At 54.3% G+C, this 16580-nt stretch carries 17 protein-coding genes; 8 read left to right on the top strand and 9 right to left on the bottom strand.

Features of this window, described 5'->3' with window-relative positions:
* From EHN07_RS19925 to EHN07_RS19905, 5 genes are all read left to right on the top strand, one after another.
* A partial coding sequence (locus EHN07_RS19925; protein WP_148085481.1) for a M48 family metalloprotease occupies positions 1-176 on the top strand: 176 nt, incomplete at its 5' end.
* A 150-nt stretch (positions 177-326) separates the two neighbouring features.
* Positions 327-1307, top strand: coding sequence for a vitamin B12 ABC transporter permease BtuC (gene btuC / locus EHN07_RS19920; protein WP_124025744.1), 981 nt, complete (start codon positions 327-329; stop codon positions 1305-1307).
* A 30-nt stretch (positions 1308-1337) separates the two neighbouring features.
* Positions 1338-1886: a glutathione peroxidase gene (locus EHN07_RS19915; RefSeq protein WP_124025743.1), complete on the top strand. Its 549-nt coding sequence runs from the start codon at positions 1338-1340 to the stop codon at positions 1884-1886.
* The gene (gene btuD / locus EHN07_RS19910) at positions 1883-2632 is read left to right on the top strand and encodes a vitamin B12 ABC transporter ATP-binding protein BtuD (protein WP_244202437.1); all 750 of its coding nucleotides are present in this window, start codon (positions 1883-1885) and stop codon (positions 2630-2632) included. Before EHN07_RS19915 ends, btuD begins: the two co-directional genes overlap by 4 nt.
* 80 nt (positions 2633-2712) lie before the next feature.
* On the top strand, positions 2713-3174 hold the full coding sequence (locus EHN07_RS19905; RefSeq protein WP_124025741.1) for an NlpC/P60 family protein: 462 nt from the start codon (positions 2713-2715) through the stop codon (positions 3172-3174).
* Positions 3175-3257: 83 nt separating this feature from the next.
* Here EHN07_RS19905 and EHN07_RS19900 read toward each other — a convergent pair whose 3' ends face one another.
* On the bottom strand, positions 3258-3512 hold the full coding sequence (locus EHN07_RS19900) for a hypothetical protein (RefSeq protein ID WP_124025740.1): 255 nt from the start codon (positions 3510-3512) through the stop codon (positions 3258-3260).
* A 28-nt stretch (positions 3513-3540) separates the two neighbouring features.
* Here EHN07_RS19900 and EHN07_RS19895 point away from each other — a divergent pair, with 28 nt between their 5' ends.
* Together EHN07_RS19895 and selO are read left to right on the top strand one after the other, a co-directional pair.
* Positions 3541-4266 carry an EAL domain-containing protein gene (locus tag EHN07_RS19895; protein WP_124025739.1) on the top strand — a complete coding sequence of 242 codons (726 nt, stop codon included), beginning with the start codon at positions 3541-3543 and terminating at the stop codon, positions 4264-4266.
* A gap of 68 nt (positions 4267-4334) precedes the next feature.
* The gene (gene selO, locus EHN07_RS19890; RefSeq protein ID WP_124025738.1) at positions 4335-5780 is read left to right on the top strand and encodes a protein adenylyltransferase SelO; all 1446 of its coding nucleotides are present in this window, start codon (positions 4335-4337) and stop codon (positions 5778-5780) included.
* On the opposite strand, the gene EHN07_RS19885 is transcribed toward selO, so the two are convergent.
* The 8 genes from EHN07_RS19885 to ppsR all read right to left on the bottom strand — a co-directional run bounded on the left by EHN07_RS19885 (position 5781) and on the right by ppsR (position 13843).
* On the bottom strand, positions 5781-6560 hold the full coding sequence (locus EHN07_RS19885; protein WP_124025737.1) for a heme ABC transporter ATP-binding protein: 780 nt from the start codon (positions 6558-6560) through the stop codon (positions 5781-5783).
* Positions 6553-7515 carry a FecCD family ABC transporter permease gene (locus EHN07_RS19880; RefSeq protein ID WP_124025745.1) on the bottom strand — a complete coding sequence of 321 codons (963 nt, stop codon included), beginning with the start codon at positions 7513-7515 and terminating at the stop codon, positions 6553-6555. Before EHN07_RS19880 ends, EHN07_RS19885 begins: the two co-directional genes overlap by 8 nt.
* A gap of 35 nt (positions 7516-7550) precedes the next feature.
* Complete coding sequence (locus EHN07_RS19875) at positions 7551-8366, bottom strand: heme/hemin ABC transporter substrate-binding protein (RefSeq protein ID WP_124025736.1); 816 nt, start codon at positions 8364-8366, stop codon at positions 7551-7553.
* On the bottom strand, positions 8363-9394 hold the full coding sequence (locus EHN07_RS19870) for a hemin-degrading factor (protein WP_124025735.1): 1032 nt from the start codon (positions 9392-9394) through the stop codon (positions 8363-8365). Before EHN07_RS19870 ends, EHN07_RS19875 begins: the two co-directional genes overlap by 4 nt.
* Positions 9395-9403: 9 nt before the next feature.
* Positions 9404-11380, bottom strand: coding sequence for a TonB-dependent hemoglobin/transferrin/lactoferrin family receptor (locus EHN07_RS19865; protein WP_124025734.1), 1977 nt, complete (start codon positions 11378-11380; stop codon positions 9404-9406).
* Between the two features lie 92 nt (positions 11381-11472).
* Positions 11473-11631: a hemin uptake protein HemP gene (gene hemP / locus EHN07_RS19860; protein ID WP_124025733.1), complete on the bottom strand. Its 159-nt coding sequence runs from the start codon at positions 11629-11631 to the stop codon at positions 11473-11475.
* Between the two features lie 172 nt (positions 11632-11803).
* Entirely contained in the window at positions 11804-12850 is a 1047-nt protein-coding gene (locus EHN07_RS19855) for a 3-deoxy-7-phosphoheptulonate synthase (protein WP_124025732.1), read from the bottom strand.
* Positions 12851-13009: 159 nt separating this feature from the next.
* Positions 13010-13843, bottom strand: coding sequence for a posphoenolpyruvate synthetase regulatory kinase/phosphorylase PpsR (ppsR, locus tag EHN07_RS19850; protein ID WP_124025731.1), 834 nt, complete (start codon positions 13841-13843; stop codon positions 13010-13012).
* A 285-nt stretch (positions 13844-14128) separates the two neighbouring features.
* Here ppsR and ppsA point away from each other — a divergent pair, with 285 nt between their 5' ends.
* Positions 14129-16546: a phosphoenolpyruvate synthase gene (gene ppsA / locus EHN07_RS19845; RefSeq protein WP_124025730.1), complete on the top strand. Its 2418-nt coding sequence runs from the start codon at positions 14129-14131 to the stop codon at positions 16544-16546.
* The last annotated feature ends 34 nt before the right edge of the window (positions 16547-16580 follow it).

Raw genomic sequence — 16580 nt, 5'->3', positions numbered from 1 at the left:
AAAAAATGATTGCCGCACTACAGCGCCTGAAAACCAGCTATGAGCCACAAGAAGCCAGCAGCATGATGGCGTTTTGCATCAACGGTAAGGCAAAGTCAATGAGCGAACTGTTTATGACTCACCCGCCGCTGGACAAACGTATTGAGGCGCTGCGTAACGGCGAATATCTTAAGTAGCAGAGCCTGTGATAAAAGGCGTGCCGTTGGCGGCACGCCTTTTTTGTCTGAAGAAAATCTCCCGTCGGCAGAGCGTTATTCTGCTTGTCCTGTGCGGAAAATCCCCCGTAAAATCAAATTAATTCTTACTGAGCGGATCTCATTATCCAGATGCAGACTTTTGTTGCGCGACAGCGCCGTCTCGAACACCGTTGGCTGCTGCTTCTGTGTGCCGCTATGCTGGGGATGACGGTATTGAGTTTAAGCGCAGGTGACCAGTGGTATGCCCCTCATCACTGGCTGCGTGAGGATGCGCGGCTGTTTATCTGGCAGATCCGCATGCCGCGAACCCTGGCCGTACTGTTGGTTGGGGCGGCACTGGCGATTTCTGGCACCATTATGCAGGCGCTTTTTGAGAATCCGCTGGCCGAGCCGGGCCTGCTGGGGGTCTCTAACGGCGCGGGTGTCGCATTGGTTGCGGCGGTTTTGCTCGGGCAGGGTATGCTGCCGGGCTGGATTTTGGGTATCTGCGCCATTGCCGGTGCGCTGGCGATCACCTTTATCCTGCTGCGTTTTTCGCGACGCCATCTGTCTAATAGCCGTTTGCTGCTGGCGGGAGTGGCGCTGGGGATCATCTGTAGCGCGTTGATGACGTGGGCCATTTATTTCAGCAGCAGCCTCGATTTACGCCAGCTAATGTACTGGATGATGGGCGGATTTGGCGGTGTGGACTGGCAGCAATGGTGGCTAATGGTGACGCTGTTGCCGGTGATGTTGTGGTTATGCCGCCATTACGGGCCGCTCAATTTAATGGCGCTCGGTGAAATATCAGCGCGTCAGTTAGGTTTACCCGTCTGGCTGTGGCGCAATATTCTGGTGATTGCCACAGGATGGCTGGTTGGGGTTAGCGTGGCGCTTGCCGGGGCGATTGGTTTTATCGGCCTGGTGATTCCCCACATGCTGCGCCTGAAAGGGCTAACCGATCACCGTATCTTACTGCCCGCCAGCGCGCTTGCTGGCGCCACCGTATTGCTTGGGGCTGATATTATTGCGCGTCTGGCTCTGGTTTCCGCAGAATTACCGATAGGCGTCGTCACTGCAACGTTAGGCGCACCCGTGTTTATCTGGCTATTATTAAAAGCCGGAAAATAACCCACCGCTGTTCAATTTTAAGAGGTCGTCATGCAAGAGATTCTGAATACTCAAGTCACCACTATTGACGGTGAAGCCACAACGCTTGAAAAGTGGCAAGGTAAAGTGCTGCTGGTGGTCAATGTTGCCTCTAAATGTGGCCTGACGGTGCAGTACGAGCAATTAGAAAACCTGCAAAAAGATCTCGCTCATCAAGGTTTTTCGGTGCTTGGTTTTCCATGCAACCAGTTTCTGGGGCAGGAGCCGGGTAGCCATGAAGAGATCAAAACCTTTTGCAGCACCACTTATGGTGTGACCTTCCCGCTGTTCAGCAAGCTGGAGGTCAATGGCGAGAACCGCCATCCGCTATACCAGAAACTGATTGCTGCCGCTCCAGACGCGGTCGCGCCAGAGGGTAGTGGTTTCCTGGAACGTATGAGCAGTAAAGGCCGCGCTCCCGTTCAGCCCGGTGATATTCTGTGGAACTTCGAAAAATTCCTTATCGGGCGCGATGGGCAGGTGATTGCGCGTTTTTCACCGGACATGACCCCGGAAGACCCGGTGGTTGTTAATGCTATCAAGTCGGCGCTGGCGAGATAATGTCGTTGCTGCAACTTAACGATGTGGCAGTGGCGGAGCGGCTTGGGCCGATTTCTGCCGCTGTGCAGGCGGGGGAACTGGTACACCTGGTTGGACCAAACGGCGCCGGGAAAAGTACCCTGCTGACGAGAGCGGCCGGGCTGAGTTCGGGAGACGGGCAAATCCTCTTTGCCGGCAGCAACCTGAACGACTGGCAGCCGACGCAGCTGGCTCGCCATCGCGCCTACCTTACTCAGCAGCAGCTAGCACCGTTTTCTATGCCGGTCTGGCACTATCTGCAGCTGCATCAGCAGATCAGCCCTGACGACAGCGTCATGGGTAAACTTGCCGACGGTCTTGGCCTGAGCGATAAACTCACGCGTAGTGTTAACCAGCTCTCTGGCGGCGAATGGCAACGTGTTCGCCTCGCCGCCGTTATTTTGCAAATCCATCCCGATATTAATCCGCATGGCCGTCTGCTATTGCTTGATGAGCCAATGAACAGCCTTGATGTGGCGCAGCAAACCGCGCTGGACCGAATCCTGATGGCTCTGTGCGAAGCCGGTATCGCGGTAGTGATGAGCAGCCATGATTTAAACCATAGTTTGCGTCATGCGCACACCGTCTGGCTATTGCGGGCCGGTAACATGATTGCGCAAGGAGGCCGGGATGAAGTGTTATCACCGCAGCATCTGGCGACAGCCTATGACATTCACTTCCGCAGATTGCAGATTGAAGGGCACAGCATGCTGATATCTCCGCTGTAGGCGACGGTAAAAACTTGCATCAAATCATGGGTAAGCGCTAAATTACTGAAAAATTTAAATGGATGAGGATTAGCCTGAAAATGCGTGCATGGACTATTTTAGTGGCGTGTCTGCTACTCGCAGGGTGTAGCCATCATTCACCCCCGCCAAATTCTCGTCTTTCAGATTCGATAACGGTTATTGCGCAGCTTAACGATCAGCTTAATGGCTGGCATGGCACCCCCTATCGCTATGGCGGCATGAGCCGTCGCGGTGTTGATTGTTCGGGCTTTGTCTCTATTACCTTCCGCGATCGTTTTGCACTACAGCTGCCGCGTGAAACCCGCCAGCAGGCCAAAATCGGTACGGAAATCGATAAAGACGATTTACTCCCAGGCGACCTGGTCTTCTTTAAAACAGGCTCCGGTGAAAGCGGTCTGCACGTGGGAATTTACGATACCGATAATCAGTTTATCCACGCCTCCACCAGCCGCGGCGTTATGCGCTCGTCGCTGGATAACGTCTACTGGAGGAAGAAATTCTGGCAGGCTCGCCGCATCTAGTTCCTTTGCCTGCACAGATACGCCTCGTCTGACACGCGAGCAGAGTTGAAAGCGCCATTATTGCATTGGGGCATTCCCCCCAATCATTTTTCGATAGCGGAAATGGCGCGCTTCACGATCCGTAAATGGCTGGAGAAGGGGGAACGAATCGTTTTCACCTGAGATAATCCACCGTGAGCCAGTGCCTGATATTCGCTAAAACTGGCGACCGCTGAGTAACCAGGATAATATATTTTGATTAGGTAAAAATTCTGACACAACTTCAGGAATAATATTGTTTTTAATTCCATTAAAATCAATCCAGTTAACGCTGGATGTTCATCGTGTTGCGATGCCATCCACCTCATTCGAAACATGGCTGACAACATGATCCTCGAACTTGATGCACAATATCGTCCGGAGTTTTATTTTCACCCCGTTTACTTACCGCATGGCGGGCTGTTAGGTGTTGAATTAATAGTTAATTTTGTTGGTGTTGATGCCCCGGTGCGTATTCCGACAGAATTAGTTGCCCCGGTGATTAAATCCGAGCAGCAATTAATATTATTCAATAAACAAATAGAATTACTGGAAAACTATCAAGCATTCTTTAAGGCCCGGCACCTGGTTGTCTGGGTGAATATTAGCGTGGTAATTGTTGACACAATTTTAGCCAGCGCTGAATGGCGACGCCGTCTGGCACATCTGCCGTTCATTGAGTTTGCCGTCAGTGAGAATTTCCCGGCGTTAAATCTGGGCGATAAAAATAGACAATTAGTTACCATGAGTCACCATTATCCCTTAGCGTTGGCAAATTTCGGTGCAGGAATCGCGACCGCCAAACCTATTTTTGATGGGCTATTTAAACGTGTATTTTTGGACAAGCTTTTTATTCAGAAGCAAATTAAACAGCGTTCTTTTGCGCCCTTTATGTTAGCGCTGCTGGCGCAGCTTTCTTCGTCTTGCCAGACATTAGTCATTACCGGTATTGACGATGATATCGCGCGCCAGAAAGTTCTGGCATTAACCACCTTCGCGGTGCAGGGTAATTTCTCACCGGCCATTGCACCCGAAAAGCTTATCGCCTGGTTTAATTCCAATGTTGTGGATTGAGTAATACCCCTGCCAACGTGCCGTGTTTAAAACCTCACGCAGGCACTACACTATTGGCAGGAGGTTCCATGACCAATCAACCTGTATTTGACAATAGCTGGCACCATGAGCTGCCCGGTTTTTATACGGCGCTTAAACCAACACCGCTGCATAATGCGCGCTTGTTTTACTCTAATCGCCCGCTGGCGGACGAACTGGGCCTTGATGCGTCACTGTTTGATAACGCCCACGTGGGGATCTGGAGCGGCGAAACGCTGCTGCCGGGTATGCAGCCTCTGGCCCAGGTCTATAGCGGCCATCAGTTTGGCGTCTGGGCCGGTCAACTTGGCGACGGGCGCGGTATTTTGCTTGGTGAACAGCATCTGGCAGACGGGGGTAAAGTTGACTGGCACCTGAAAGGGGCTGGCTTAACGCCTTATTCCCGCATGGGCGATGGCCGTGCCGTGCTGCGTTCCACGGTGCGCGAGTTTCTGGCCAGTGAAGCCATGCATGGGCTGGGTATTCCCACCACGCGCGCGCTGACTATTGTTACCAGCGATACGCCGGTACAGCGTGAAACCAGTGAACAGGGAGCCATGCTGCTGCGCGTGGCGCAAAGCCATGTCCGTTTTGGCCACTTTGAACATTTCTACTATCGCCGCGAGCCGCAAAAAGTCCAGCAGCTGGCAGATTACGTGATTGCCCATCACTGGCCGCAGCTTGTCGATGAAGCCGATAAATATCAGCTCTGGTTGCGTGATGTTGTGGAGCGCACCGCGCAAATGATTGCCCGCTGGCAAACTGTCGGCTTCGCGCATGGCGTAATGAATACCGATAATATGTCGATCCTGGGCCTGACGATGGATTACGGTCCCTTTGGCTTCCTTGATGATTACCAGCCTGATTTCATCTGCAACCACTCCGACCATCAGGGACGCTACGCGTTTGATAATCAGCCGGCCGTTGGCCTGTGGAACCTGCAACGCCTGGCGCAAACGCTGTCACCGTTAATTGCGGTGGAGAGGCTTAATGAATTACTCGACCATTACCAGTTCGCGTTAATGAAAGCCTTCGGGGAGTTAATGCGCGGCAAGCTGGGTCTGCTAACCGAACAGGCGTCGGATAACGAAATTCTGACGGAATTATTCGGGCTGATGGCAAAAGAGGGTAGTGACTACACGCGAACTTTCCGCATGTTAAGCCTGACCGAACAACATTCGGCCAGCTCACCGCTGCGCGATGAATTTATCGATCGCGCAGGTTTCGATAGCTGGTTTACTCGTTATCGTGCTCGTCTACAGACCGAGCAGATAAGCGATGAACAACGTCAGCAGGCGATGAAAGCCGCAAACCCTGCGGTGGTTTTACGCAACTGGCTGGCGCAACGGGCTATTGATGCTGCAGAGCAGGGCGATGCCAGCGTGCTGGCTCAGCTGCATAAAATCTTGCAACAGCCGTTTGCCGACCATCAGGGTGATGAGACACAGCGTCCGCCAGACTGGGGTAAACGCTTAGCGGTGAGTTGTTCCAGCTAACTATTGCTGCAACCAAACCTGCGGTACCGGGTGTTCAGGATGGCGGAACACCCGTAAATCAGCCTGATACCAGTGCCGTAATAGCGTCTCGTTCAGCACTTCTTGCGGCGAACCATTGGCGACCAGTCGCCCTTCATGCAACAACACAATCCGCTCGGCCCACAGTGCTGCGAGGTTCAAATCATGCAGTACCACGCACACCGATAGCGTTCCCATCAGCGATAAACGGCGCAGTAAACGCAGAATATGTTGTTGATGATAGAGATCGAGTGCGGAGGTGGGTTCATCTAAAAACAGCCAGCCGTGCGGCTGCCCGTTTTGCCACAGCTGCGCCAGCGCACGCGCAAGTTGAACCCGCTGCTGTTCGCCGCCGGAAAGCTGGCAGAAATCACGTCCGGCAAGGTTATCGCAGCCCGTCAGCGCCATCACTTCCTGAACAACGGCTTTGGTCTCTTGTGCTGGCCACGGCGCACGCCCCATGGCAATCACCTCTTCAACGGCCCAGCTAAACGCCATGCCGCTGCGCTGGCGCATAACCGCACGCTTACGCGATAATGCCTCGCCTGACCACTGATTCAAGGGGCGCCCGGCAAGCGTAATTTCACCGCACTCCGGCGGTTGAAAACCGGTGAGCACGCGTAGCAGCGTGGATTTTCCGGCTCCGTTAGGGCCGATTAACGCGGCCACTTCGCCCGTAGCCAGCGTCAGATTGATATCATCGAGCAGCTTTCGCTCGCCAATGCGCAGCGTGACGTTTTGCGCCTGTAATAGATTAACCATCCGCTTCTCTCTTTTGGCGAAATATCAGCGCTAAAAACCACGGGCCGCCGAGCAGGCTGGTCAGCAAACCTACCGGCATTTCCGCAGGTGCAGCCAGCGTGCGGGCGAGCGTATCAGCAACCAGCAATAATATCGCCCCAGCCAGTAGCGAACCGGGGATCAGCCAGCGGTGATCGGCACCGAGCCACATCCGCACCAAATGCGGCACCACTAAACCCACAAAGCCAATCACGCCGCTTACGGCAACCGCCGCGGCCACTAACAGCGCGCTTAAAATCAGTAATTGCCGCTGGGTTTTTTTGACATCGACCCCAAGGTAGTGCGCTTCTTCATCGCCCAGCTGCAACAGATTAAGGCGTCTGGACGCAAGCGCGATAGCCGCTGAAGCCGGAAGGATAAATGAAGCGGTAGCCAGCAATGTTGACCACTGAGCCTGTCCGAGGCTGCCCATGCCCCACAGCGACAGCTGGCGCAGCTGAGCGTCGTTACCGATCCACGAAAGTACGCCCGTTGCCGCACCGCACAGCGCGTTAACCGCTATGCCCACCAGCAGCAGGCGGGAGAGCGAGTTATTCCCCTGACGGCTGAGAAAGAAAATCACCAAAGTGACCGCGAGGCTGCCCAGAAAAGCGGCAAGCATCGGAACATACAGCGCCAATACCGCGGGTAACGCCAACGGCATAACGACCGAAAAACCGACCGCCAGTGCCGCGCCGCTGCTGATGCCAAGTAAACCAGGATCGGCCAGCGGGTTGCGAAACAATCCCTGCATCACGCAGCCGGAAAGCGCCAGCGCGCCGCCCACCAGCATCGCGAGCAGCACGCGCGGCAGGCGGATGTTAAGCCAGATATGGCGCAGCGCGTCATCCTGAGCCTGCCACAAAACGGCGACAGAGAGCCGCATGGCGCCTGCATTTGCCGCTACCAAAGCGAGGGCCAGTAATGCCAGAAGCATGGCTAACAGGGCGCGTTGAGGCAGGGGACGGCGTATCAAGGCAATTGCTCCGCTTTATGCCGTAATGCAAGGATCGCATCAGGCGTTTGCAGGCCGAAACCCAGCAGCGCCATATCGTCAACCACCAATAGCTGGCGATTTTTCCCGGCTGGCGTCTGCGCAAGCCCCGGCAACTTCCAGACGTTCTCTTCACCGCCCAGGGTTTTTACGCCATCGGCGGTGACCAGCACCAGCTGCGGCCGGCTGGCAATCACCCCCTCCTGGGACAGCGGCTGATAACGTTTAAAGCCTTGCATCGCATTTCGCAAACCAGCGGCCTGGATCGCCGCATCTGCCGCCGTTTCTTGCCCGGCAGCCATCGCCGTCATGCCGCCATGGCTCATGATAAACAGCACTTTTACCGACAGCGGCTTGTCAGGAATGGCGGCCAGTTTGGCGTGGAGCTGCTGGCGCAAAGTTTCACCCTCGGCCGTTTTTCCCATTGCCTGCGCTACCGCATCAATTTTGTCATCAATACCATCCAGCGAATTTGTCGCAGGGATTGTGATAACCCTGACGCGGCTACTCGCGACCTGCTCGAGAGCCAGTGACGGCTTCGCCTGAGCGCTAGCCAGCACCAGCGTCGGGCGCATTGCCAGCATCCCTTCGGCATTGAGCTGACGCATATAGCCCACATCCGGCAGCTTTGTCGCCGCTGCCGGATGCAAACTGGTGCTGTCACGCGCGACCAGTTGGTCGCTTGCGCCTAGCGCAAAGGCAATTTCCGTCACGTCACCGCCAATGGCCACCACGCGCTCGCTGGCAATAGCAATGGCAGGCAAAGCAAGCAGGGCAATTAGCCAGCGTTTCATGCGGCCATTCCTTTGCTTGCCAGCGCTGCAAGCTGTGTGCGCCACTGCTGTTGCTCAGGTTCGCCTTCGGTGCGCTGCCCGTAAAGCTGGGCGATTTGCGTGCCGTCCGCGGCAAACAGTTCCAGGCTGGTGACGAAGCCGTCGCCGCTTGGTTTGCGTGTGACCCAGCTTTCAGCGATGGTGTCAGCCAGCAGGTGCAGCGTGAACTGTGGATTAAAGATGTTAATCCAGTTGTCCATCGGGACGACTTTCTCAACGACGCCGGTGAAAATCTGCACGCAGCCCTGGTTGCCAACAAACACCATGATTTCGTTCCGATCTTGTTTAGCCATAGCCAGCAATTGTGCCAGCGCGCGGTTATCAACCTGGCAGGCCAGATCTTCTGCCACCAGACGGAACGCCTGTTGGCGCGTAAGCTGGTGGCGTTTCAGTAACCCGAAGAACTGGTGCACATCGCGCATGGCGCGCCATTCAGCTTCAACCAGGCGGCCATCGACGGCAGGCGTCATGACACTTTCTTCAGCCGTTTTTAGCTCAAGGTCCGGGTTATCGGCATAAATATACGTTGCGAGAACCTCGCCCCAGGCTGCGAAATCCGTGTTGTCGGTGGCGTAGATCTTCAGCAGCGCGTCACCCTGGTGGTCAAAGAATTGGATACTTTGACGTTCACCTCGTGAGGTTTCTTCACGAACGTGGAAGGCGAAAGCCCATTGATTAAGGAACAGGCGTAAGTCCAGCCCGCGCGGGTTAAGGACCAGTCCGGCGTGGCTGTGCAACTGCTGGTTTTCAAAGCGCCCGATCTGCTCATGCACTGCATATTCGTTGCGGCAGATAGATTTAATTTCGCCCACGCTTTCAAGAGAGGTGAGAATGTCGCGAATTTCACCTTTTAAGCGCCAGGCATCATGCCCGACGCGGGCATGAGTCAGCTCTGCTTCGCTGATGCTCATCAGCCTGGCGATATCGCGAGCATATTTTTTCGGGTGTTGCTGTTTAAGCTGCAACCAGCTTGCATAACGCTGAGTCATATTGCTTCCTTACCATTGATAACTAACAAAGATTTTTCCGTTACGGCCATCCTGAGGCAGCCCCTGTGGTGACCAGTATTCCTTATCAAAGGCGTTGCCCAGCACCAGAGAAGTCGTCAGGCCGCGTAGCTGCTGCTGGCCTTGATAGCTGATATAGAAATCGTTCACGCCGTAGCCGGCCTGGGCGCTGTAGCTTTTGCTGATGTGCGTTGAGCGATCCGCAAAGGTGCCAATCCAGCCAACAGAGAAGCCGCTTTGCGCCACGGGAACGTCCAGAGTGCTGGTGACGGTGTCCGGGTTAAGGCTTGAAATCCATTCGCCGGTGTTGGTGTCTTTACCGCGAGTACGGTTATACGCCAGGTTGAGGCTAAACCAGGCGCTGGTGTATTTTGCCGTCATATCCCAGCCCCAGATTTTTGCATCAGGGACGTTGTAAGACATGGTGGTCGCACGGCGGAAATCGACGGTCATATCAATATAATCCTCCGCTTTGGTATCGAAGTAGCTGGCTTTGAATTCGATGTTGTCGTCAGCCAGCGCTAAATTCTCAAAGCGCAGACCGAAACCGTATTCCTGAGTTTCGTTGGTTTCCGGACGCAGGTTCGGGTTCGGCACAAAATAGTTGGTATAGCGCGAGCCGATGGAGAAGTGCTTCGAATCGTTATACATTTCGCCCATCGTCGGGGCGCGGAATGCCTGAGCGTAAGAACCAAACAGCATCAGCCAGTCGGTAGGGGTAATGGACAGCGCGCCGCGCGATGACCATTCGTCGGCGTTCACATCCTGATAGCCGTCGCTGCTGCCGCTGTAATCGTCATAGCGCGTTCCCATAAGGATAGAGACCGGCAGATCGCGCAGGGTGATTTCATCCTGTAGCCAGCCAGAGCCGAAGTTAATTCTGGCCTGCGGGAAGCCGGTGGCGTTGCCGCCAGGCTTCTGCTGCTGGCGATAATACTCGCCGCCGTAAGTCAGCTGGTGCGCGGCGAAGCTGTCGGTAAACAGGCGGCTGCGGTTTTCCAGTTTGCCGCCCGCTGTGGTTTGTTTGCGGAATTCAGCGCCGCTGGTTTGCCCTTGCGCATTGATGCGTGCCTCGGACCAGTACGCGGTGGCGTCAGCATTCAGCCAGTCGCTTTGCTCAGGCCCGATATGGTATTTCAGCTGTGCGTCACGCTGAATGGTTGAGCGGTCAATCATCGGGTTGCCAGAAGTAGCCGTTGTAGTCTGAGGGTTTTTAGGCTCGCGCGCGGCGTTATTGTAGTAACGCAGAGAGCCGCCAAGAGATTGCGCCGGGTCGATATACCAGGTGCCTTTGGTCAGGAAATTGCTGATGCTTTCATCGTTGGGGGCGGTTTTGCCATCGCTTTGACGAATATCACCGCGATCGCGGCTGGACCAGGCTACAAGCCCATCCAGATTGTCGGTGCGGCCAAAGGCGCTGGCGCCCATACCAACGCTATGGTCTCCGGTAGCTCCGGTGCCAAATACGCGAAAGCCGCTATTTTGCCCTTCATACAGCAAATCACCGGCATCCACCGTTTGGTAAGAGATAACCCCACCCAGCGCGCCGCTCCCGTACAGCAGGGCAGAAGGGCCGCGTACCACTTCGATACGTTTGATTAACGCCGGGTCGATAAAGGTGCTGTTGAGGTGGCCGGTGTCCGTTCCCTGGCGCACGCCGTCAACCAGCATCAACACGCCACTGCGGTCATAGCCACGCATATTGATGTCCTGACCGTTGGTGCGACCAGAACCGGAAACGGTGATCCCCGGTACTTTACGCAGCATATCTGCGGCAGAAGAGGCGGTCTGGCCTGCGGGAGTGTCGCCGTCAATGACGGTCACCATCATCGGGGCTTCGAAGGTGCTGCGTTGGTTGCCGGTTGCGACGACGGTCATTTGATCGTCTTTTGCACTGGCGGGCAGAGTGGTAAAAATCGCGACGGTCAGTAATGACAGACGGAATCTGGCCGTGTGTAAAGCAGGCATATGCAAATCTCCATAAGAAAAATGAAAAGTGCTGGCTGCCTGGGGATGAAGAAAACCTGGGTGGCTGGCGGATAATTAAGGCTATTTTTTGTTTACTTGGTCAGGATTAACTTTCCTGCTTGGGTCTGACGCAGTTGATATTGTTGGCCTTCATGGACGATCACCACGCGCCCGTCAGGCCCGAGAAGCTGTTTACTGTCTATCTGGCGGGGAACGGCCGCAGATGGCGAAGGCGCAGGTGTTTTATCCATGTTTCGCTCTGTATACAAATAGCAATCAATGTAACAATGATTATCATTATCAGTAAACTATGTTTCGCCATCAAGCGTTATTTGTAAGAAATTTGTGAGTGGGTGATTTTTGAGCAGGAGGGGTGTGGGGAAGTGTTAATCCCCTCTCCCTAAGGGAGAAGGGGCTAAAAAATCAAAACCGACTATCCGTTGCATCCGCCAGCATATCGAGCAGCGTCTCGGTATCTTCCCAGTTCAGACATGGGTCGGTAATCGACTGGCCATAAACCAGCGCTTGCCCGGCAACAAGGGTTTGCGTGCCTTCACGAATAAAACTTTCGGCCATCACCCCGGCAATGGCACGTGAACCGTTGCGGATTTGGTTGCCGATGTTTTCACACACTTCCAGCTGGCGGCGGTGCTGCTTCTGACAGTTGCCGTGGCTGAAATCGATAACCAACCGTGCAGGCAAATCGAACTCATACAGGCTATCGCAGGCCGCAGCAATGTCGGCGGCGTGGTAGTTCGGCTGTTTGCCGCCGCGCATAATAATATGGCCGTATGGATTGCCGCTGGTCTGATAAATCGTCATCTGGCCGTGTTTATCCGGCGAGAGGAACATATGGCTGGCGCGAGCGGCGCGAATCGCGTCAACGGCAATACGCGTATTGCCATCGGTGCCATTTTTGAAGCCGACCGGGCAAGAAAGGGCCGAGGCCATTTCACGGTGGATCTGGCTTTCGGTGGTGCGTGCGCCAATTGCGCCCCAGCTGATTAAATCGGCAATATACTGCCCGGTCACCATATCGAGGAATTCAGTCGCCGTCGGCACTCCCAGCTCGTTCACCTGCAACAGCAGGCGGCGCGCCTGCTCAATGCCATGGTTCACGCGGTAGCTGCCGTTCAAATCAGGATCGGAGATCAGCCCCTTCCAGCCCACCACGGTGCGTGGCTTTTCGAAGTAGGTCCGCATGACAATTTCAAGACGCTGCTGATGTTTCTCGCGTGCCGTCTGCAAGCGGCGGGCGTAATCCATTGCCGCATCCAGGTCGTGAATCGAGCACGGGCCCACAATCACCAGCAGGCGGTTATCTTCACCATTGAGGATTTTTTCGATACGACGACGTGCGGCAGCCACATTGTGCGCCACCTCTGGTGAAACGGCCAGACGCTGTGCCAGCTCCGCAGGGGTGACCAGACTGTCGATGCGCGCGGTGCGCAATTCATCTGTTTTATTCATTGGGGGTCTCAGAAATTTTGTCTTCAGCTCGGCAGGAGTACCGGGAAGTGATGGCAGTCACGATAAACCAATTTATGTTGAATTCAACCGTCAATATCAATCATTACCACCAGGTTCCGTACACGTTACCATACAAAATTGCATCAATGAACTAGCTTGTTAGTACATGCGGCGATTCAGACCCATAATGTCCAGAATTTTGGTCGCCATCTCTTCAACGGAATAATTGGTGCTGTTGAGATAGCGAATTTGATTCTTGCGAAACAGCGCTTCTACTTCAGCGACTTCCAGGCGGCACTGGCGTATCGACGCATAGCGGCTGTTTTCGCGGCGCTCTTCACGAATTGCGGCAAGGCGCTCGGGGTTGATTGTCAGACCAAACAGCTTGTGCTGCAGCGGTTTTAGTAGCGCGGGCAGCTGAATATTATCCATATCATCGGCGATAAACGGGTAGTTTGCGGCACGAATGCCAAACTGCATCGCAAGGTACAAACTGGTCGGGGTTTTCCCGCAGCGCGAGACGCCCAGCAAAATGACCTGTGCCTGATCGAGGTTACGCATCGAAATGCCGTCGTCATGCGCCAGGGTGTAATCAATGGCGGCAATACGCGCGTCATATTTCATTAAATTCCCTGGATTCAGGCCGTGAGTACGGTGGGCAATTGGCGTTGGGTCGAGCTGTAACTCTTGCTGTAAAGGCGCAACCAGCGCCTGGACAATATCCTGACAAAAACCGTCACTTTGCAGAATAATGTTGCGAATTTCTGGCAACACTATGGAGTAGAACACCAGCGGGCGCACGCCGGACTGCTGGTAAATGGCATTGATTTGCTCCTTCACCGCATTCGCCCGGCTTTCGTTCTCAACAAACGGCAGCGTGATGCTGTTAATCGCGACCGGAAACTGCGACATCACCGCATGGCCGAGCACTTCGGCGGTAATCGCGGTGCCGTCGGAAATATAAAACACCTGCCTGTCTACCGCATTCTCCATTTTCCTCTCCTGTAAGTGACAACCCTGGCTGAAGCATAAATTAAAATGGCTCATCTGGATCGCTCTGTTTTGATTTTCTAAAAATGAAATGTGGTTTTTATTATTAATGAAATGGCTGGTTCATTTTCTGTTAATCGCTTAATCCTTTATTAATATAGGGTTTAAATTAAGAATCAATGAGTTACAGGGAGGGCGGATCAATCCGAAATGATAAAATTTTATTTTGCTTGAACGATTCACTGGTTTCACTCAGCCCGGCAAATATGCCACTCTAAAAAAGAAGTAATGTGTTTCTGGTACCCATTCATATATCACAAAAGGATTGTTTCGATGTCCAACTCGTCACCGCTGGTGCTTTGGTATAACCAACTCGGCATGAATGATGTAGACAGGGTCGGGGGCAAAAACGCCTCTTTGGGTGAAATGATTACTAACCTTTCTGGTATGGGTGTTTCCGTACCGAATGGGTTTGCCACCACGGCCGAAGCGTTTAATTTGTTTCTTGACCAGAGTGGTGTGAACCAGCGTATTTATGAACTGCTGGATAAAACGGATATTGATGACGTAAGCGAGCTTGCTAAAGCCGGTGCGCAAATCCGCCAGTGGATAATTGATACGCCATTCCAGCCTGAGCTGGAGCAGGCCATTCACGATGCTTATCAACAGCTCTCTGCTGACGATGCTGACGCCTCTTTTGCCGTGCGCTCCTCTGCCACCGCTGAAGATATGCCGGATGCATCGTTTGCCGGACAACAAGAAACTTTCCTCAACGTGCAGGGTTATGACGCGGTGTTAATTGCCGTGAAACACGTCTTTGCCTCGCTGTTTAACGACCGCGCCATCTCTTATCGAGTTCACCAGGGTTATGACCATCGCGGCGTGGCGCTTTCCGCTGGCGTGCAACGTATGGTGCGTTCAGATCTCGCCTCTTCCGGCGTGCTGTTCTCCATCGACACCGAGTCTGGTTTCGACCAGGTGGTGTTTATCACCTCAGCTTACGGCCTGGGTGAAATGGTGGTGCAGGGCGCAGTCAACCCGGACGAATTCTATGTTCACAAGCCGACGCTTGCGGCGGGTAAACCATCGATTGTGCGCCGTAATATGGGTTCGAAAAAAATCCGGATGGTGTACGCGCCAAGTCAGGAGCATGGCAAGCAGGTGCGTATCGAAGATGTGCCGCAGACCGATCGCGATAAGTTCTCTATCACACCGGAAGAAGTGCAGGAACTGGCGAAGCAGGCGGTGCAAATCGAGAAGCACTACGGACGCCCGATGGATATCGAGTGGGCTAAAGATGGGCATACGGGCAAACTGTACATCGTTCAGGCTCGTCCGGAAACCGTGCGTTCCCGGGGCCAGGTGATGGAGCGCTACCAGCTGCACTCGCAGGGCAAAATCATTGCCGAAGGACGTGCCATCGGCCACCGCATTGGTTCCGGCCCGGTTAAAGTGATTCACGACATCAGCGAGATGAACCGCATCCAGCCAGGCGATGTTTTAGTCACCGACATGACCGACCCGGACTGGGAGCCGATCATGAAAAAGGCGGCCGCGATTGTGACCAACCGGGGTGGACGTACATGCCATGCGGCGATTATTGCCCGTGAACTGGGGATTCCTGCGGTAGTGGGATGTGGCGACGCGACAGAACGCATGAGCGACGACCAGAATGTGACGGTTTCCTGCGCCGAAGGCGACACCGGCTATGTTTACCAGGAGCTGCTGGATTTCAGCATCAAAAGTTCCACCGTCGATACCATGCCGGATCTGCCGCTGAAAATTATGATGAACGTCGGCAACCCTGACCGGGCATTTGATTTTGCCTGTCTGCCGAACGAAGGGGTGGGGCTTGCGCGCCTGGAATTTATCATCAACCGCATGATTGGCGTGCACCCGCGCGCGCTGCTGGAGTTTGATGAGCAGGAGCCTAAGCTGCAAAACGAAATCCGCGAGATGATGAAAGGCTACGACGACCCGGTTGAATTTTACGTCGGTCGCCTGACCGAAGGCATCGCCACGCTGGGTGCGGCATTCTGGCCAAAGCGCGTGATCGTACGTCTTTCTGATTTCAAATCTAACGAATACGCCAACCTGGTCGGCGGCGAGCGTTATGAGCCGGAAGAAGAGAACCCCATGCTCGGCTTCCGTGGGGCCGGTCGCTATGTCGCCGACAGCTTCCGCGACTGCTTCGCACTGGAATGCGCCGCCATGAAACGCGTGCGTAACGACATGGGCCTGACTAACGTCGAAGTGATGGTGCCTTTTGTGCGCACCGTGGCGCAGGCCAAAGCCGTGGTTGAAGAGCTGGAACGTCAGGGGCTGAAACGTGGCGAAAACGGACTGAAAATCATCATGATGTGTGAGATCCCATCGAACGCCTTGTTGGCCGATGAGTTCCTGCAATATTTCGATGGTTTCTCAATCGGTTCAAACGACATGACTCAGTTGGCTCTCGGTCTGGATCGCGATTCCGGCGTGGTTTCCGAGCTGTTTGATGAGCGCAACGATGCGGTGAAAGCGCTGCTGTCGATGGCGATTAAAGCGGCGAAGAAACAGGGCAAATACGTTGGGATTTGTGGCCAGGGGCCATCCGACCATGAAGATTTTGCCGCGTGGCTGATGGCTGAGGGGATAGACAGTCTTTCGCTGAACCCGGATACCGTGGTGCAAACCTGGCTAAGCCTGGCGGAAACTAATAAGTAATAATTTCAATCTGAACAGGCTCCTCAGCGCTGAG

It is taken from the genome of Buttiauxella warmboldiae (assembly GCF_003818135.1).
Taxonomy (GTDB): Bacteria; Pseudomonadota; Gammaproteobacteria; order Enterobacterales; family Enterobacteriaceae; genus Buttiauxella; species Buttiauxella warmboldiae.
The sequence above is the reverse complement of the archived record's forward strand: the minus strand, read 5'-3'. Positions and strand labels throughout refer to the sequence as shown.

What these genes read in the sequence shown, in the direction of transcription:
- hemP (WP_124025733.1), bottom strand. Translation starts at nt 11,631, where the DNA reads ATGGATAAAACACCTGCGCCTTCGCCATCTGCGGCCGTTCCCCGCCAG.
- EHN07_RS19865 (WP_124025734.1), bottom strand. Translation starts at nt 11,380, where the DNA reads ATGCCTGCTTTACACACGGCCAGATTCCGTCTGTCATTACTGACCGTC.
- EHN07_RS19880 (WP_124025745.1), bottom strand. Translation starts at nt 7,515, where the DNA reads ATGCTTCTGGCATTACTGGCCCTCGCTTTGGTAGCGGCAAATGCAGGC.
- EHN07_RS19895 (WP_124025739.1), top strand. Translation starts at nt 3,541, where the DNA reads ATGATCCTCGAACTTGATGCACAATATCGTCCGGAGTTTTATTTTCAC.
- selO (WP_124025738.1), top strand. Translation starts at nt 4,335, where the DNA reads ATGACCAATCAACCTGTATTTGACAATAGCTGGCACCATGAGCTGCCC.
- EHN07_RS19870 (WP_124025735.1), bottom strand. Translation starts at nt 9,394, where the DNA reads ATGACTCAGCGTTATGCAAGCTGGTTGCAGCTTAAACAGCAACACCCG.
- ppsA (WP_124025730.1), top strand. Translation starts at nt 14,129, where the DNA reads ATGTGTTTCTGGTACCCATTCATATATCACAAAAGGATTGTTTCGATG.
- EHN07_RS19885 (WP_124025737.1), bottom strand. Translation starts at nt 6,560, where the DNA reads ATGGTTAATCTATTACAGGCGCAAAACGTCACGCTGCGCATTGGCGAG.
- EHN07_RS19915 (WP_124025743.1), top strand. Translation starts at nt 1,338, where the DNA reads ATGCAAGAGATTCTGAATACTCAAGTCACCACTATTGACGGTGAAGCC.
- EHN07_RS19855 (WP_124025732.1), bottom strand. Translation starts at nt 12,850, where the DNA reads ATGAATAAAACAGATGAATTGCGCACCGCGCGCATCGACAGTCTGGTC.
- EHN07_RS19905 (WP_124025741.1), top strand. Translation starts at nt 2,713, where the DNA reads ATGCGTGCATGGACTATTTTAGTGGCGTGTCTGCTACTCGCAGGGTGT.
- btuC (WP_124025744.1), top strand. Translation starts at nt 327, where the DNA reads ATGCAGACTTTTGTTGCGCGACAGCGCCGTCTCGAACACCGTTGGCTG.
- EHN07_RS19875 (WP_124025736.1), bottom strand. Translation starts at nt 8,366, where the DNA reads ATGAAACGCTGGCTAATTGCCCTGCTTGCTTTGCCTGCCATTGCTATT.
- EHN07_RS19900 (WP_124025740.1), bottom strand. Translation starts at nt 3,512, where the DNA reads ATGGCATCGCAACACGATGAACATCCAGCGTTAACTGGATTGATTTTA.
- ppsR (WP_124025731.1), bottom strand. Translation starts at nt 13,843, where the DNA reads ATGGAGAATGCGGTAGACAGGCAGGTGTTTTATATTTCCGACGGCACC.